Raw genomic sequence first — 14,287 nt, 5'->3', positions numbered from 1 at the left:
TACCGTTAGGTAAGACGGCGGGATGCTAGCTTGCGCGAACTGCTCGATCCACGGCTTGGACTTTCCGCAAATCTCGCCATGGCAAAATTGTGGGCCTAGTTGATAGGCTAGAACGCCCGGCATCCGATGTTGAAAGTTCCAGTTCGAAAGTCCGGAGGTGCTCCGCCATCACATCAATGCCGACCGACCGGGTTTGCCTTCCGGCTCACGGCTGTGGGAGCCAAGCGCCACAATCGCCCACTTTCAGCTACCTTCCCACGCAACTCTTGTCCTGCCAAAGCATTTCCCGTTTACCAGCCCAATCCGGGAGGAACGCAAAGTGCCTCGTGCGATCCTGCGTGGTGTCCCAGCGGCACTACATCCCCTTCACGCACTTCTTCTCGCTTTTCCTGTGGCGTTGTTTCCAGCAGCGCTCGCGACCGACGTCGCCTATTTCAACAGTGCCGAGATGCAATGGTCAAACTTCGCCGCATGGCTAATCGCCGGCGGCGTACTATTTTGTGGATTGGCATTTGTCTGGGGCGTTGTGCGCGTCGCCATCCGCCGCCCCGGGAGCGCTTGGCTCACCCTCATACTCGCTCTCCTTTTCTTGGTGGGCCTGATCAACTCGTTTCAACACAGTCACGACGGATGGACCTCGGTTGGCATCACAGGGCTCGTGCTTTCGGCAATTTCCGCAATCCTGGCCCTCGCCGCTGGCTGGACCGGCTACAGCGCGCGCCAGGAGGCACACCCATGAATACACTTCGCATCGCCTTCGCCGGACTGGCTGCATCGATTGTTCTGGCTGGCTGCAGCAGGACGCCGGACCTGGATCAAACTGGCTCGCAACCCCAGTTACCCGGACAAGATGAGACACTCCTGCCACCGATGAAGATCGCGCGGCCAATTGACTGGCACGGCGCCACGCCCACTGTCCCGAGAGGCTTCACGATCACGCCTATCGCCACGGGGCTCAAGGTGCCGCGCCAGACCATTGTTCTGCCCAACGGTGACGTACTTGTCGCGGAAGGCCTTGGCGGGACGGAGCCGAAACTCCGGCCCAAGGATTTCATTGCTGGCTACATCAAGAGCTTGGGCAAGAGCGGCGTAAAGGGCGGCGACCGCATCACGCTGTTGCGCGATCGCGACGGGGACGGAAAATACGAACTCCAAACGGAATTCATCGGCGGGCTCAACTCACCTTACGGCATGGCCTTGGTCGGATCCGACCTGTATGTCGCCAATCAAGACGCGCTGTTGCGCTTTGCCTATGTCGACGGTGCGACGCGAATTTCCGGCCCGGGGCAACTCGTCACAAAGCTGCCGGCCAACCCCAACCACCACTGGACAAAGGCGTTGACCGCCAGCGCCGATGGCTCGTTGCTCTATATCGGTATCGGGTCCAACAGCAATATCGGGGAGCGCGGTCTCGCCGTCGAGGAGGAACGCGCGCAAATCTGGGAAATTGATCCATTAACGGGTGCTCACCGGACTTATGCATCGGGAATCCGCAATCCCACTGCACTTGCAATCAATCCTGCAACGAAAGCCCTCTGGGCCGTTGCCAACGAACGCGATGAGCTGGGCGCGGATCTGGTGCCAGACTATCTCACCTCGGTGACGCCAGGGGCATTCTATGGCTGGCCTTACAGCTACTACGGCCAGCACGTTGATCCGCGTGTTCACCCGCAGAAACCCGAGATGGTGCGAAAGGCCATTGCGCCCGATTATGCGCTGGGATCGCATGTAGCCCCGCTAGGTCTCGCCTTCACCGATGGAGGCGAACTAGGTCCCAACTACGCCGAAGGCGCATTCGTAGGTGAACACGGCAGCTGGAATCGTTCGGAACCTGCCGGGTACAAGGTCGTCTGGATACCGTTCGCCAATGGGCGTCCGTCCGGCAAGCCTCGGGATTTCATCACGGGCTTCATCGGGACCGATGGAAGGGCGCGCGGGCGCCCAGTCGGCGTAACTTACGATACTGTTCGCCACGCCGTACTCGTGGCGGATGATCTTTCCAATACCATATGGCGGATCACATCAGCCCGTTGAGCCAGCGGGAGTACTGTTCTGATGATGCTCAATCGTTTCCAGGCGTCGCCGCCAGCACGCGCGACCGGATGGCGAGAAGCCGACGGGATGGAACTCGGCGGGGCGCGGATTTCATAAACTTCGTCAAGACATGGGGACCATCTCCGATCACTGCGCGCCAAGATGCACCGGGAGAAGCCATGATCGACCCGTTTTGCAGGGTGCGGCCTTCGCGAAAGCTGCTGAAACGGTAGAAATCCTTACTCCAGAGTTCATCAAGACAACGCTGGGAAAGGCGCCGACAAATCCCTAGAAAGATCAAAAGTGCACACAATTATCGTATCATTTCAATACAGTTAACCAAGTTATTCACCCTGATAGTTGACCAATTTATTGCCGCCTGTGAACCTTCACGCAGGGCATCGGGGGCATTTCATGTCTATCGGAAGAGTAGTGTTTTTCAGCGCGGCGAAAGGATACGGATTTATAAAATCGGAAGACGACGGCAGCGAACATTTTGTTCATTTGACGTCTGTGAAGGCTGCCGGCCTGAGCGTTCTACGTTCCGGACAGCAGGTTTCCTATCAACTCTTGGTGGCCCGTAACGGAAAAGTCTCCGCTGTTGATCTGGCACTCCTCGACTAGTTCCCGCAATCCGATCGCAATGCAGACCGGCTAGACACAGTGCGCTACGCAAACTTCCGGCGACTTGCGACCCAGCTCAAGACATTCAGCATCGTTGATGTGAACGGCAGCTATTTCTGAAACCCGTCACTCGTGCCGCGTGATACAGTCGCCACTCGCGCTGATATGGTTGAGGTCGCCTGTCTCACTGCGCCGCGCATGTAGACGGCGCTTCACGACGACGGCGACGCGGCTTTAGCTCGCTGGCCAAGACACCTCCGACGATGAACGTGCCTCCCAACAGGGCCAGCGCAGGGAGCCTATCGCCCGCGAGGCGTCCGATCAGACCAGCCCATACCGGCTCGCTCGCATAGATGATTGTGGCACGGGCAGGAGAAACAGACTTCTGGGCCCAGTTCATGGTCAGTTGGATGAGCGCGCTCGCCACACCGAGCCCGACCCCCGCCGCCAACCAGATCCAGGAGAACGCAGGAATAGCTTCTCCCGCGAGCGGCATCGCGGCGAAAGACAAACCGCCGCCCACCAGCAACTGCACTACGGTTACCCGGCTGCTGTCGACCATGGATGCGAACCGCCCGATAAGAATGATCTCACTAGCAATGGCCACGGCACTGAGCAGTGTAGCGATCTCGCCTACCCCAAGGCCGAGATGAAGGGCGTCCGGGCCGGCAAGCAACACCAGACCGATAAAGGCCAGCGCGATCCCCACCCATGTCATCGCTTGCGGCGGTCGGCGCATTGTCGCCCATTGCAGGAGCGGCACCATGGGTACGTAGAGCGCCGTCAGGAAAGCCGACGTGCTGCTGTTCACGCTCTGAAGCCCATATGTCTGAAGCGCGTAGCCCAGGAAAATGGTAACGCCGATGGCGCTGCCGGCCATCAACTCCACTCGCGTCAGCCCGCTCAGCGCCTTGCGAAAGACGATGAGGCTCAAGACTCCAGCCGTGATGAAGCGCACGCCGACGAAAAAGAGTGGCCCGGCGTGGGAAACGGCGGAGTGCACGATGAGGAAGGTTCCGCCCCACAACAGGGTGATCCCTATCAACGCCAATTCCTGACGGGAGAAGAGCGATTTGCGATTCCGCGGACTGTGCATCATAATGCCCCATATGAGCAATATAATGCACAGTCAATCTGATCGTAGCGACGTGTTGGCGCACGCCTCCAGCAACCTCAGGAGACTGCGGCAGTCTGCAGGCCTTAGCCAGGAGGCGCTTGCCAAGGCGTCCGGTGTCAGTCGCAGGATGATCGTCAATCTGGAGGGGGGCGACACGAATATCAGCCTGTCGAGCCTGGATCGCCTTGCGTGGGCTTTGGGTGTCGATTTTGTCGCGATGGTCGCGGACCCTGCAGCCACCGTTCAGCGCATCGAGGCCTTGACCTGGCGTGGGGGCGACGAGAAAAGCGTCGCTACCTTGCTCGGTAGCGTACCGGCGGCCTCATCCGCTCAGCTCTGGTCATGGACGCTTGGACCTGGCGATAGCTATGTTGCCGAGCCTGATCCTCCGGGCTGGCACGAAATGATCTTCGTCTCGGAGGGCCGTCTGCGGATCGACAAGGACGATGGGGCGCTGACGGTCAGCGCCGGGGACTTCGCGATCTATAGCAGTGCTCAGCAGTTTTCATATTCGAACGCGGGCGATGCCGTGACGTGCTTCACGCGCGTCGTTGTATGCTAGGAAAACTCTCGGGATTAGCGCAGAGTGAGATGAACGGCAGAAACTGGGCCTGAAGCTGCCGAAAGACCGAACCGCCGATCATGGCAGTTTTGTCCCCAGAACTGACGCTTCAGGCCAGCAGGCATTAGATTTCTCGTAACGGCAGGTCCTAGAAAAGGAGTTTGGTTGCCGGGTGGTCAACAACAAGGCACACGTTAGTAACAGCATGCGTGAGGTCATGCCGGTCCCACCCCGACAAAGTGAATCGTCACAGGTCCGCCGAGCCCTGCAGGCACGGGCGTCAACGCATCGTAGCCTGGGCGCTTGGTCCCGATCACACCGTTCTGAGGCACATTGGCAATGGTGATGCCCAACGCATTGCGTCCGGCGCGCAGAGCGTCGGTGATATCGACGGACCAGGGCTGGTCAAAAAGCGGTCTGAACTTTCGGCCATTGACCGCGACAAGCGCGATGTCGTGAACACCTTGAAGGGTCAGTATCGCGCGCTGGCGTTTGCTCTGCCATTCAGCGGGGACGTCAAAGCTGCGAGTGTACGTTCCTTCGCCAGAGAAGAAACGAAAGTCGGCTTGATCGCGCCAATCCCCAAGCCGCCCGTCCGGAAGATCACGGACATATGGGGTGCCTCCAGACACATGCCCTTGGAATGAAATCTGCCAGCCATCCATGGGAAGCTGGATCGCCGCCAGTTCGCGGCTTGTCTTGGCAGAGCCTCGCGGATTGCGGCGATCCAGAACGACTAGCGCGCTTTCTCCTGCCTCGAGACTAAACGAAACCGCGGTCCCGGCCTTCGCCTGCCGCGTTCCAAGCGCAGATCGCTGCCCGTGCATGGCGTCCCACCGCTCGGCGCCGGCGGTGATCGGCGCGACGAAGCTGGCATCGCGGGTTACGGCGCCTGCGTTATATAGGAAATAGACGAGACGGTTGCCGACCTGACGCTGCGTGAACACGACGTCTTCGACAGTGCCGTTCAGGTATCTCAGGTTTGGCGACACGCGGGCGCTTGCCAATGCCGCCACCAAAGCCTCTTCAGCGACGATCTTGGCGCCGTGCGTTAGACTGCTCTTCGTCGCGTTCCTCACCCGGGCATCGCGTTGACGGTAGTCGAGAAAGCCTGTCTCGCGCTTTGGTGCGGAGCCCATGTAGACCACCGGCAAGCCTGCGGCGGCGAAGCGCGCCACCGCCTCGGCAGTCTCAGCCCGCAGCGACGTGACAGCCGGCAACACCAGGACTTCATACCTGTGACCGCCCGGCGTCACGAGTGCGCCTCCGACGACCCGGCTGCGAACCAGCCCATCGGCATTGATGCGATCGAAATCGTATCCGCTGGCCATAAGCCTCGCTTCACGCTTCGCTTCGGCCTCTCCTTGGCCGTCGATCCCCTCGTAATAGCCGATCTCACCGAGATAGATCGCGACAGGGACGACGCTGGAGCCGGCCCTCATGACCGCGTTCATGCGGGACATGTACTGCGCCAGCACCGGTATTGCGGGCCAAACTGGGTTGGCAGGAGCGATCATGGTGGAGAAGCCGCCGCCGAAGGGGCTCGGCGCGAAAGGGAACCAACCCGGCCACTTGTCCGCATGGAGTGAATAGGGAAATCCGTGCATGGTCTGCGCGTTCACCCCGGAGGCGAACAGTAGGTCGGCACGACGCCGCATATCCTGCGGAGTGACGGAGAACGGTCGATCCTTCCAAGCCATGCTCTCGGCAGATATCACATTACGACCGTAGATATTCCCGGCAGCCCGAGCGAGGCGCATGAAATGCCAACTGCCGCCATCGTGGAGGTCCTCGGTCTCGGGGAGATCCGCCATGCCATAACCGAGCAGCACATCGATTGGAGCGCCATGCGCCTGGAACTTCGACGATAGGTGATGAACTTGGTTCCAAGCTGTCCAGGGTTTCAGGAAGCCATCCACCAGAAGATCGGAAACGGTCTGCTGGTAATCCGCTCGAACCCGGCCCGAAACGTCACTGTCGTCGCCGGATTCGAAATACGGCGAGCCATAGTGCCCGGCCCAGGCCTGCATCCAACCGGGTTGTAGGATATAGGGCAACCACGGCCGCAGATCGTAGCCGCGACGCTTCTCGAACTGGGTGAGGAAATCTTCGCTCCACGGGAGGTCCTGGAACAATTCGAGAGAATCGACGAACGTGGCCCGCAGGCCCGAACCTGCCGGCAGGGTGTGCATCAGCGGGTCGCCTACCCGCGCCGCGTGTGCGGCGAAGGCTTTGGGATCATAGTGATTGAGAACCAGTTGCGGACCGCGACCGGCAGCGCCTGTGACCGGCATATTGGACGCATGCTGACGAAATGTCAGAATAATCCAATGCCCAGGCGGAGGAGTCCAATCGAGCGTGCCGTCGGCGGCCAGCTTGGAGGTCAGATCGATGTACGTACCACTGTCTAGCCGACCGGGCGCCTCGACATCGCTCCAGGCGCTCATTTGCAAGCCGCCCGTGGGCTTTGGTTTCAGGATCGGCGCGGTGCCTCGCATCGCCATAACGGCGACCGTCTTGGAGCGTGCATCGAAGCGTTGTCGCCAATCGCTCCCTTCCGGGGTGCGGAAGAAGGAATCCATGAGGTTGAGCGCACCCATCCGCTTCGTGCGCGGCGGCAGCGTGATCATGATCGGCTTGCCCGTACCGCCGTCGACCGCCTGAACTGACATCGTGAGCTCAAGCAGTGCGCGTTCTGGCGTGATGGCCGTGCCGCCTCCTGATGGCCAGGCAGATCCGAACGTGTAGTCGAGAGTGAGGCCGTGTTGCCCAGCTGCTTTGGCCGCCGCAGCTACGTGCTCGAAGAACGAAGGCTGCCCATAGCGATCCACTGCCGCGCGCTCGTCGGCGGAAAGCCCGGGAATACCGGGGTTGAACGCCTGGATTTCTGCGCCGCCAAAGCCCGCATCGTCGAGGAGCGCAATTTCACGCTCGATTTCTGTGATGTCGACAGCATCTCCTGGCCACCACCAACGCACCTGCGGTCTCGCAGCCTTGTCCGGATGTGAGAACGCTTCGACGAGTGGATCGGCGGAACTGGATTTTGCGACGGCGACCGAGGAGATCAGCGCCAATGCACTGGCAAAAATCAACATCGATTTGGCCTGGGATCTTTGCACTGAATTGCCTCTTTCGCGTGAGTGCACACATGATCGGGCGAGCTGGGACTGCGCTCGCGCATTTGGGCTCATTCCCCGAGCCCCTTGGCGATCCGATCGAGCACGGCATTGGTCAGGAGCTCAGGCATGAGCGGCTGCAGGTCGCGGAGCCGAGTTTGCGGAAACAGAGCGCGTTCGGGCGAAGTCTCGAGCCCGGGCGCTTCGCGCAGGACGATTGCCCTGGCCTTCGGATCGGCGAGCAAGTCACTGGTGAAGGAGTCGATCCCCATACGGCTGGGAGACGCACGCTTCACCGGCCCGGGTGTCACCGTAAGTCGCGACAAGGCCGCATCGATCGCAACGAGGCGCGGTTCGTCCAGCGCTCCGCCAGCCAGTTGTTGGATCTGGACCAGCGTCATCTTTTCCCAGCCCTGGAGTTGCTTGAGACCGGTCGTCAGACCCGGAACCTGGCTTTCGAGCGCCTCGCGCCCCCCAGCCGTCAGTACGATATGGCCAAGAAGTGATTTGCGCGTGAGCGGGGCATTAGGAATGGGCGGCAGCGCATAGAGCGCCTCGTCTGCGGCGTTCGACAACGATGGATCCGAAGGCAGGGGCGCAAGAGTGCCGGTACGCATAAGCGTAACGTTCACCTCCGTCGCCCCAGGAAGGTTTTGCAACACAAGCGGGGAGGCTCCTGCCGGAGACGAGACCGTCCCCCCTGTCACCGTCACCTGATAGCCGCTCGGATAATTTGCCTGCGGAACAGCAATCTCGGTGGTCAGGCCGCGCCGGGCCTTTGCACCGGATGGCAAGCGCGTGGAGTAACGCAACCGCATGATCCCGGCCTCAGCATCGAAGGCTAGCGAGAGCGGCGTTCCGGCAACCGCTTGCGGATAGGGGCGCGCATAGGCCCGCAATAGTGCGAGACGATTGCCGTTCCCACGATTGTCGAGATCAGGATCGGCCAGTGCTTCGAACGCCCCGCGAGGCCACGCCAACCAAGGGATCAGGCGGGCATCGAAATCGGCGGCTTGCGCCGCAATGACAGCCGGATCGTTATCGAAACCCCACTCCGTGTTGAGAATGGCTGCGCGCTGACCGACCGCAAGCGCCAAAGCCCCGTCGTTCACGCGATCCCGCGTTTCCTTCACGGGCCCATAATTGTGATACGAAAGCCCCCGACTGCCTTCGGATGCTGCGATCGGCGTATTGATCGGGGTTCCCATCGCGCCCTGCAACATGAAAGGCTCGACGAAAACGAGCATTCCCGGAGCAGCCGTGCCGATAGCGCGGCTTGCCTTCTCATAGAACGGCGCGAGCAGCCTTTGCTCAAGATCGATACAAGCCCTCCAGGCGTCAGGGTCCGGCGCCGCACAAAGGCTCCCAGTGGCCGGTTCATTCATGATGTCGATGCCAAGCACGCCCGGTTCGTCGCGGAAACGCCTGGCAACGCCGGCGAGGGCATCGATATAGAGGTCCTGTACCCCCTTGCCGGTTCCCTCGACGGGATGGTTACCCCAAAAGTTGTCGAAGGCGTGCTGAACCGCCGGGTCCTTGAAGTAGCCCATCGGGAAAGCCATTCCCGGGATGCGTTCGTGCCCGTCGGTAAACACAGCCCAAGCCGGCATTCCCCGCACGCCCACAAGCGCGCTGTACTCATCCTGATGAAAGTCGATCAGGGTCTGGATACCTGCGGCATGATAATCACGCACCACTGCGGAAACGCGATCAAGGAAGCCCGCATCGATCCGACCCGGTTCGGGCATGATCTGCGAGAGGAAGAGCACCAGACGAACGGCATTGAAGCCCTGGTCCGCCATACGTGCCGGCGTCCGAGGACTCCAGGAGGCCCCCCTTCCCTGCTCCGCGTCGGCGGGCAAGCTCACGTTTCCGCCATGCAGCAAGATCGTGCGCCCCGCTCTGTCGGTAATCCACCTGCCGGTCTGGGAAAGCTTTCCCAAATCGCGAGCGGCTGCCGGTGGCAGGGTGCTCTGCGCGAGCGCTGCCCCCCCGCTCAAGCCGCCCAGCGCCATTCCGATCGCAAGCACTTTGCCCACTTGCGCTGCCCAAGGCTTCCACCTTCTCACCGTCATCCACCCACCTTCCCAAACATGTTTGGGAATTAATCGAACACTATCGTTCGATTATCAAGCGTTTTCGAGCGAGAGGAAGATTGCGAATTTCATCAGCGTGCACGCGGCTCTGAAGCGCTTGGGCCCGCCCCAATAGCATGAGCCAAACACCTCTATTCACCCGCCCCCCTCGCGCTGACGAAATTCACGGGGAGTCATCCCGGTGGCCTTTGCGAACGCGCGCGCGAAGCTGTTGGCATGCGCATACCCTAGCCGTGCTGCGATCCCCTTGATCGGCTGCTCATGGTCGCCAAGCAGCGCGCGCGCTCGCTCCATTCGGAAATCCTCGACATACGCTCCGAGGGTACTCCCCGTGAGCGCATGGAATTGACGGTTAAGATGACGCGCGCTGAGCCCGCACAACGTCGCCAGTTCATCGTTGGAGGGAGGCTGCTCGCACTCGAACAGCCGGGCGCGGATTCGCTGGTACCGCCATGCCGCTAATCGCCCGCTTCGCGATGAATGAACCTGCTTCTCAAAGTGGCGCTGCAGTTCGGTTGCAAGAAGCGCGTGCAGGGCCTCGAGCGCCGGCATCGACAATCCATCGCCCCGAGTGACTTCGCGTAAGACGAGCCCCATCAAGGTGCGCAGAATGTCGCTGCGAATGTCGAGGAGACCTTGCAGTACCTCCACGGAAAGCTCGATTTCTTCGCCCATGATCGCGCGGGCCAGCGATCGTGAGAACACGGAGCGCAGGACCCTGATTCGCCCGCCTTCGCCGCGGCCGTGCACGACCACACCGGGATAGCGGACAAACAGCGTGCCCATGAAGCAGTACCGCCCGGCAGCGACCTGCGGGAACTCGGCCGATGCATCCGTTGCATAGGGCGGCAGGGACATTTCGAGCATCAGCTCGTCTTCGGCCTTCACGAAGTCGATCATGTCGGGCCAACGCCATTCTAGAAGCTCGAACCAGCCCTCCTGAATGGCAAGGCGATTGCGGCTGCTAGGGGTGAAGTCCATCTCGGCTCGCCTGATTTGATGTCCGAACTTGTTCCAATCGTCCGCTTCGGCTCCTGGACCGTGATGGGCTGGCCTGGCGAGGCTTGGTAGATCGCTCACTCCAACAACATGGGAGAGCGAGGCGAATGCGCGTTGTCGCCAATCTGGGCCTTTGCCAAGGCCACGCACGCTGTGAGGATTTGTGTCCTGCGGTCTTTTCGACCGACGCGATAGAAGGAAAAGTCGTCGTCGAACGGCCTGAAGTGCCGGAAGAACAAGAGGATCGAGTGCGTCTTGCAGTACGCAACTGTCCCGAAGGAGCCCTGCGGATCATCAAGCGAGACGCGGCATGACGCAACTTTGGGCGCCGCCGGCATCTGACCATGTGCCGGACGATCTCGTGGTCGACTTCGACTTCTTCGACGTGCCGACTAGCGTTTCCGATCCGGTCCGGATTTGGCACGACCTGGTTGATCGAGGTGTTCCTCCGATCTTTTACACCCGTCAGAACGGCGGTCACTGGGTGTTTCTCAGGTACCATGACATAGCGGAGGCCTATCGAAGCCACGAGGTCTTCTCGACCTACCAGACGCCGATTCCGCCGATCGAACCATTCCCGGTCATGCAGCCGCAAGGCATCGATCCGCCGCAGCATGACGTCTTCCGCAAGGTCCTGGCGCCAATGTTCACGCCGCTGGCGGTTCGCCGCATGACGCAGGACCTCCAGGACCGGGCGCGCGGCATGATCTCCTCCTTCGCAGGCCAAGGTAGATGCGATTTCGTCGCGGACTATGCCTCGCGCTTTCCGACCAGCACGTTCCTCGATCTCTTCGGTCTTCCCGAGTCTCGCCTCTGCGAATTTCTGGAGCTTGCCCACACGTTCTTTCGAAGCACGGATCCTCAAGTTCGCGCCAAAAACGCACAGGATATCTATGGGGTTCTGGATGCTTTGTTCCGAGAGAAGCAAGCTGCTCCCGGCAGTGACATCGCATCGACCATCGTCGCTGCCCGGGACGAAAGCGGCCAGCCCTATCCCTGGCAGGATGTGCTGAATTGCGGCTTCCTGCTCTTCGTTGCCGGACTGGACACGGTGACCAATACGATGGCCTACGTGTGGCGCTACCTGGCGACGACGCCAAAGGCACGGGTGCATTTTCGCGAAAGGCTGAATGATCCATCCGCCTTTTTGCTCGCGATCGAAGAGCTGATGCGCATCAACGCCGTTTCCAACCTGTTCCGCCGCGTGACGCATGACTGCGAATATCGTGGTATCCGGTTTCGTCGGAACGACCGCGTGATCCTGCCCAATACCGTCGCAAATCGTGATGCCACGGTATTCGAAAATCCGCACGAGATCGATCTTGATCGCAAGATTAACAATCACGTGACCTTTGGCGTCGGTCCGCATCGCTGCATGGGCTCTCACCTCGCCAAGCGCGAGATCATGATATCGCTTCAGGAGTGGCTGAAGGCCATTCCCGATTTCGAACTTGATCCCGACCAGGACGCGGGGTCGGCTTTCGGAGGGTCGGTGATGGGCTTCACCACGTTGAAGTTGCGCTGGTGACCGGGAATGTGCTTGTGAATGTTTTGCTGCGCCCGGCGCGGTCCAGAGATCGCACAAGGCTCTACCGGGGAGCTTGGCGGGTCCGGTAATCAGGGACCGCCGTGATCCCAAGGTCAACGCGATCAACCATTGCGCCACAGCCGCAAATTGTTGTCGGTGCCAATAAGCCACGTCAGCTCCCGGAACCGGAGGAACTGACGTGGCTCAGTAATAGCCCCAGGCGTCGATACGCCGGCAATGCTGACCGCACGGAAATCCCGTGCATCAGCCAAGCATCTGGATCACTTCGTTGATGTGCCCTTCGGGATCGAGCACGAACACGACCTTGATTCCGTATTCCGGAATCTCGCGGATCGGCCCGGGTACCGTGCCACCATTCGCCAGCGCGCGTTCGACGACGCCTTCAAGGTCCGTCGCCACGAACCCCTGAACGGCCTCGCCCACTTGCGGCCCGGTAGAGTCCACGTACTTGATCAGCGTGAGCGCTGGCCCGCCAGGATAGCTGGCCTGGTACATGATCTCATCGATCTTGCGGCCGAACATTTCGTCCTGGTGCCGTGCAAACGGCACGAGACCAAGGACCGTTTCGTAAAACTTGCCCATCGCTTCGAGGTCATGAACAAAAGTCTTGGCGAACATATAGGTCATGCCGAGCAATGAGCCGGTAGGACGCTGGTCACTCATACGGATAGTCTCCCAATATTTCTCGCAACGTTCTTGATGATAGGGCGGGGCTCATGAGTCCCTCTGCTTCGCCGCCCTCAGTCGGTGTCTGGCCAGACCTGTTTGAAGAAGGGATTTACCTCCGCATTTCGGCCGTACGCATCCTGGTCGAGCATACAGGTCGGGCACCAATGCCCTCCCTTGAGATAGAGCCGCGGCGTCATCGTGAAATCATGGCCGAGTGCGCAGCGCCACGAAGTTGGCTCATCTGCACCGCAGCCGCCTCCGAGGTGCACCGCGCCGCGAAACTCTGCGGCTTGCGCATAATCGGATGCCGACCAGCCGGAGACGTCTGCATCGGCGGCATACCCGTGATCCAACAGCATAACTTCGCGCGAAGGCTGCCGCAGTTGGAAGTTTTCCCAATCGGTCGGAAGCGCTTCCCACGCCGCGCGGGAACCAAAATAGGCCTCGATATGCGGGCGATCGTCCTGCGCCAGCCAATGAAGCGTGCCACCTGGCCCGCGTGCCAGCTTTTCGAGCCGCTTGCGGCCCAAACCCGGCAGATGCCGGGCTACGAATTTCACATATCCTGGGACTGCCTTCGACAATCCAGCGGCAAAGTCGTCGAGTGTTTCACGACGAAATGGCACGAGCGCCTCAAGCCGATCTGAATCTGCGTACCACTGTCCATGGAAGTTGCGGGTGGCAAACCAGTTCGGCCGGTAGTTCGAGAACGGAGCTCGCGCTCCCAGTGCACTGGCGGTCAAGGTGGCGAATTCGTGGTTGACCACGCGCATCGCCTGGCCACCACCGATATTGTAGAAACCACGCCAGAAGCTCTCAGGGACCGCGTCTTCACACGTGTTGGCCGCAAGGCGTCCGGAATCGCCAACCGTCACCCACTCGAGAACCCCATTCCACGGATTGTGGAAAATGATCGGATCGAAAATCTTCCACATGTTGGGGTGGGCGATCCCGGTCTGCCGAAGCGACACCCAGCGCTTGATGCCGGACTGCGCCACGATAGCCTCGGCCATGGTCTTGCTGACCGCGTACTGATCGAAGCGGCTGATCTTGATGGGATCGCCGGTGCGTCCCCAATGGACAGGCGGGTTGCGATGACCGGTCTGGGCGACCGTCCCGATGTAAACGAGGGCGATGCGATCGGGATCAGGCTGGGCCTTGATGGCCTCGACAATATTGCGCGCGCCGCCAACGTTGACCTTCATGGTCAGTTCGGGAACGTGATCCGCCATTGGCGAAACCAGACCGCCGATATGGAGGACCTGATCGACCCCGGTAACGGCTTCGATAACATCCTCGTAACGGGTGAGGTCACCCCAGACGAACTGCAGACCAGGATGCCCCTCGTACCGTTGGACGACGGGATGGGCCCTTTCCTCGGCGCGGACCAACGCCCTCACCTGCATCCGATCCGTTCGAGAAAGCAACTCGGCCAGAGTGGCGCTACCCATGTTGCCCGTCGCACCGGTCAGCAAGATTGTCTTCTTGTCTACGTGCGCCACCGGCACCCCTTCCACTAAA

12 protein-coding genes are annotated in these 14,287 nt (G+C 60.5%); 6 read left to right on the top strand and 6 right to left on the bottom strand.

All coding sequences use genetic code 11. From position 1 onward, the window contains the following. Positions 1 to 319 precede the first annotated feature (319 nt). The 3 genes from WBP06_RS03910 (at position 320) to WBP06_RS03900 (ending at position 2,658) form a co-directional block, all read left to right on the top strand. A complete protein-coding gene (locus WBP06_RS03910) occupies positions 320 to 739 on the top strand; it encodes a DUF2231 domain-containing protein (RefSeq protein WP_395332043.1) in 420 nt (139 codons plus the stop codon). Then, on the top strand, positions 736 to 2,034 hold the full coding sequence (locus WBP06_RS03905; RefSeq protein ID WP_395332041.1) for a PQQ-dependent sugar dehydrogenase: 1,299 nt from the start codon (positions 736 to 738) through the stop codon (positions 2,032 to 2,034). Before WBP06_RS03910 ends, WBP06_RS03905 begins: the two co-directional genes overlap by 4 nt. Positions 2,035 to 2,448: 414 nt before the next feature. After that, a complete protein-coding gene (locus WBP06_RS03900) occupies positions 2,449 to 2,658 on the top strand; it encodes a cold shock domain-containing protein (protein ID WP_395332039.1) in 210 nt (69 codons plus the stop codon). A gap of 184 nt (positions 2,659 to 2,842) precedes the next feature. Here WBP06_RS03900 and WBP06_RS03895 read toward each other — a convergent pair whose 3' ends face one another. Then, entirely contained in the window at positions 2,843 to 3,757 is a 915-nt protein-coding gene (locus WBP06_RS03895; RefSeq protein WP_395332037.1) for a DMT family transporter, read from the bottom strand. Between the two features lies 1 nt (position 3,758). Between WBP06_RS03895 and WBP06_RS03890 the strand changes: the two genes are divergently transcribed. Then, positions 3,759 to 4,337, top strand: a complete 579-nt coding sequence (locus WBP06_RS03890) for a helix-turn-helix domain-containing protein (RefSeq protein ID WP_395332035.1) — start codon at positions 3,759 to 3,761, stop codon at positions 4,335 to 4,337. A 215-nt stretch (positions 4,338 to 4,552) separates the two neighbouring features. Here WBP06_RS03890 and WBP06_RS03885 read toward each other — a convergent pair whose 3' ends face one another. The 3 genes from WBP06_RS03885 to WBP06_RS03875 all read right to left on the bottom strand — a co-directional run bounded on the left by WBP06_RS03885 (position 4,553) and on the right by WBP06_RS03875 (position 10,530). Next, the gene (locus tag WBP06_RS03885) at positions 4,553 to 7,432 is read right to left on the bottom strand and encodes a glycosyl hydrolase (protein ID WP_395332033.1); all 2,880 of its coding nucleotides are present in this window, start codon (positions 7,430 to 7,432) and stop codon (positions 4,553 to 4,555) included. Positions 7,433 to 7,524: 92 nt separating this feature from the next. Beyond that, entirely contained in the window at positions 7,525 to 9,492 is a 1,968-nt protein-coding gene (locus WBP06_RS03880; RefSeq protein WP_395332031.1) for a cellulase family glycosylhydrolase, read from the bottom strand. Positions 9,493 to 9,684: 192 nt separating this feature from the next. Further along, entirely contained in the window at positions 9,685 to 10,530 is an 846-nt protein-coding gene (locus WBP06_RS03875; RefSeq protein WP_395332029.1) for a helix-turn-helix transcriptional regulator, read from the bottom strand. A gap of 125 nt (positions 10,531 to 10,655) precedes the next feature. Here WBP06_RS03875 and WBP06_RS03870 point away from each other — a divergent pair, with 125 nt between their 5' ends. Continuing rightward, a complete protein-coding gene (locus WBP06_RS03870; RefSeq protein ID WP_395332027.1) occupies positions 10,656 to 10,862 on the top strand; it encodes a ferredoxin in 207 nt (68 codons plus the stop codon). Further along, on the top strand, positions 10,859 to 12,076 hold the full coding sequence (locus tag WBP06_RS03865) for a cytochrome P450 (RefSeq protein WP_395332025.1): 1,218 nt from the start codon (positions 10,859 to 10,861) through the stop codon (positions 12,074 to 12,076). Before WBP06_RS03870 ends, WBP06_RS03865 begins: the two co-directional genes overlap by 4 nt. A gap of 264 nt (positions 12,077 to 12,340) precedes the next feature. Here WBP06_RS03865 and WBP06_RS03860 read toward each other — a convergent pair whose 3' ends face one another. Together WBP06_RS03860 and WBP06_RS03855 are read right to left on the bottom strand one after the other, a co-directional pair. Beyond that, complete coding sequence (locus tag WBP06_RS03860) at positions 12,341 to 12,760, bottom strand: VOC family protein (protein ID WP_395332023.1); 420 nt, start codon at positions 12,758 to 12,760, stop codon at positions 12,341 to 12,343. A 77-nt stretch (positions 12,761 to 12,837) separates the two neighbouring features. Next, positions 12,838 to 14,268 carry an NAD-dependent epimerase/dehydratase family protein gene (locus tag WBP06_RS03855; protein WP_395332021.1) on the bottom strand — a complete coding sequence of 477 codons (1,431 nt, stop codon included), beginning with the start codon at positions 14,266 to 14,268 and terminating at the stop codon, positions 12,838 to 12,840. Between the last annotated feature and the right edge of the window lie 19 nt (positions 14,269 to 14,287).

This window comes from Novosphingobium mississippiense (assembly GCF_044029535.1).
GTDB lineage: Bacteria > Pseudomonadota > Alphaproteobacteria > Sphingomonadales > Sphingomonadaceae > Novosphingobium.
Note: the sequence above shows the minus strand (reverse complement) of the source record. Positions and strands in the feature narration are given on the sequence as shown.

Excerpts from the sequence above, each read along its gene's own strand:
- WBP06_RS03905 (WP_395332041.1), top strand. The coding sequence starts at position 736 with ATGAATACACTTCGCATCGCCTTCGCCGGACTGGCTGCATCGATTGTT.
- WBP06_RS03900 (WP_395332039.1), top strand. The coding sequence starts at position 2,449 with ATGTCTATCGGAAGAGTAGTGTTTTTCAGCGCGGCGAAAGGATACGGA.
- WBP06_RS03895 (WP_395332037.1), bottom strand. The coding sequence starts at position 3,757 with ATGATGCACAGTCCGCGGAATCGCAAATCGCTCTTCTCCCGTCAGGAA.
- WBP06_RS03890 (WP_395332035.1), top strand. The coding sequence starts at position 3,759 with ATGCCCCATATGAGCAATATAATGCACAGTCAATCTGATCGTAGCGAC.
- WBP06_RS03885 (WP_395332033.1), bottom strand. The coding sequence starts at position 7,432 with ATGTTGATTTTTGCCAGTGCATTGGCGCTGATCTCCTCGGTCGCCGTC.
- WBP06_RS03875 (WP_395332029.1), bottom strand. The coding sequence starts at position 10,530 with ATGGACTTCACCCCTAGCAGCCGCAATCGCCTTGCCATTCAGGAGGGC.
- WBP06_RS03870 (WP_395332027.1), top strand. The coding sequence starts at position 10,656 with ATGCGCGTTGTCGCCAATCTGGGCCTTTGCCAAGGCCACGCACGCTGT.
- WBP06_RS03865 (WP_395332025.1), top strand. The coding sequence starts at position 10,859 with ATGACGCAACTTTGGGCGCCGCCGGCATCTGACCATGTGCCGGACGAT.
- WBP06_RS03860 (WP_395332023.1), bottom strand. The coding sequence starts at position 12,760 with ATGAGTGACCAGCGTCCTACCGGCTCATTGCTCGGCATGACCTATATG.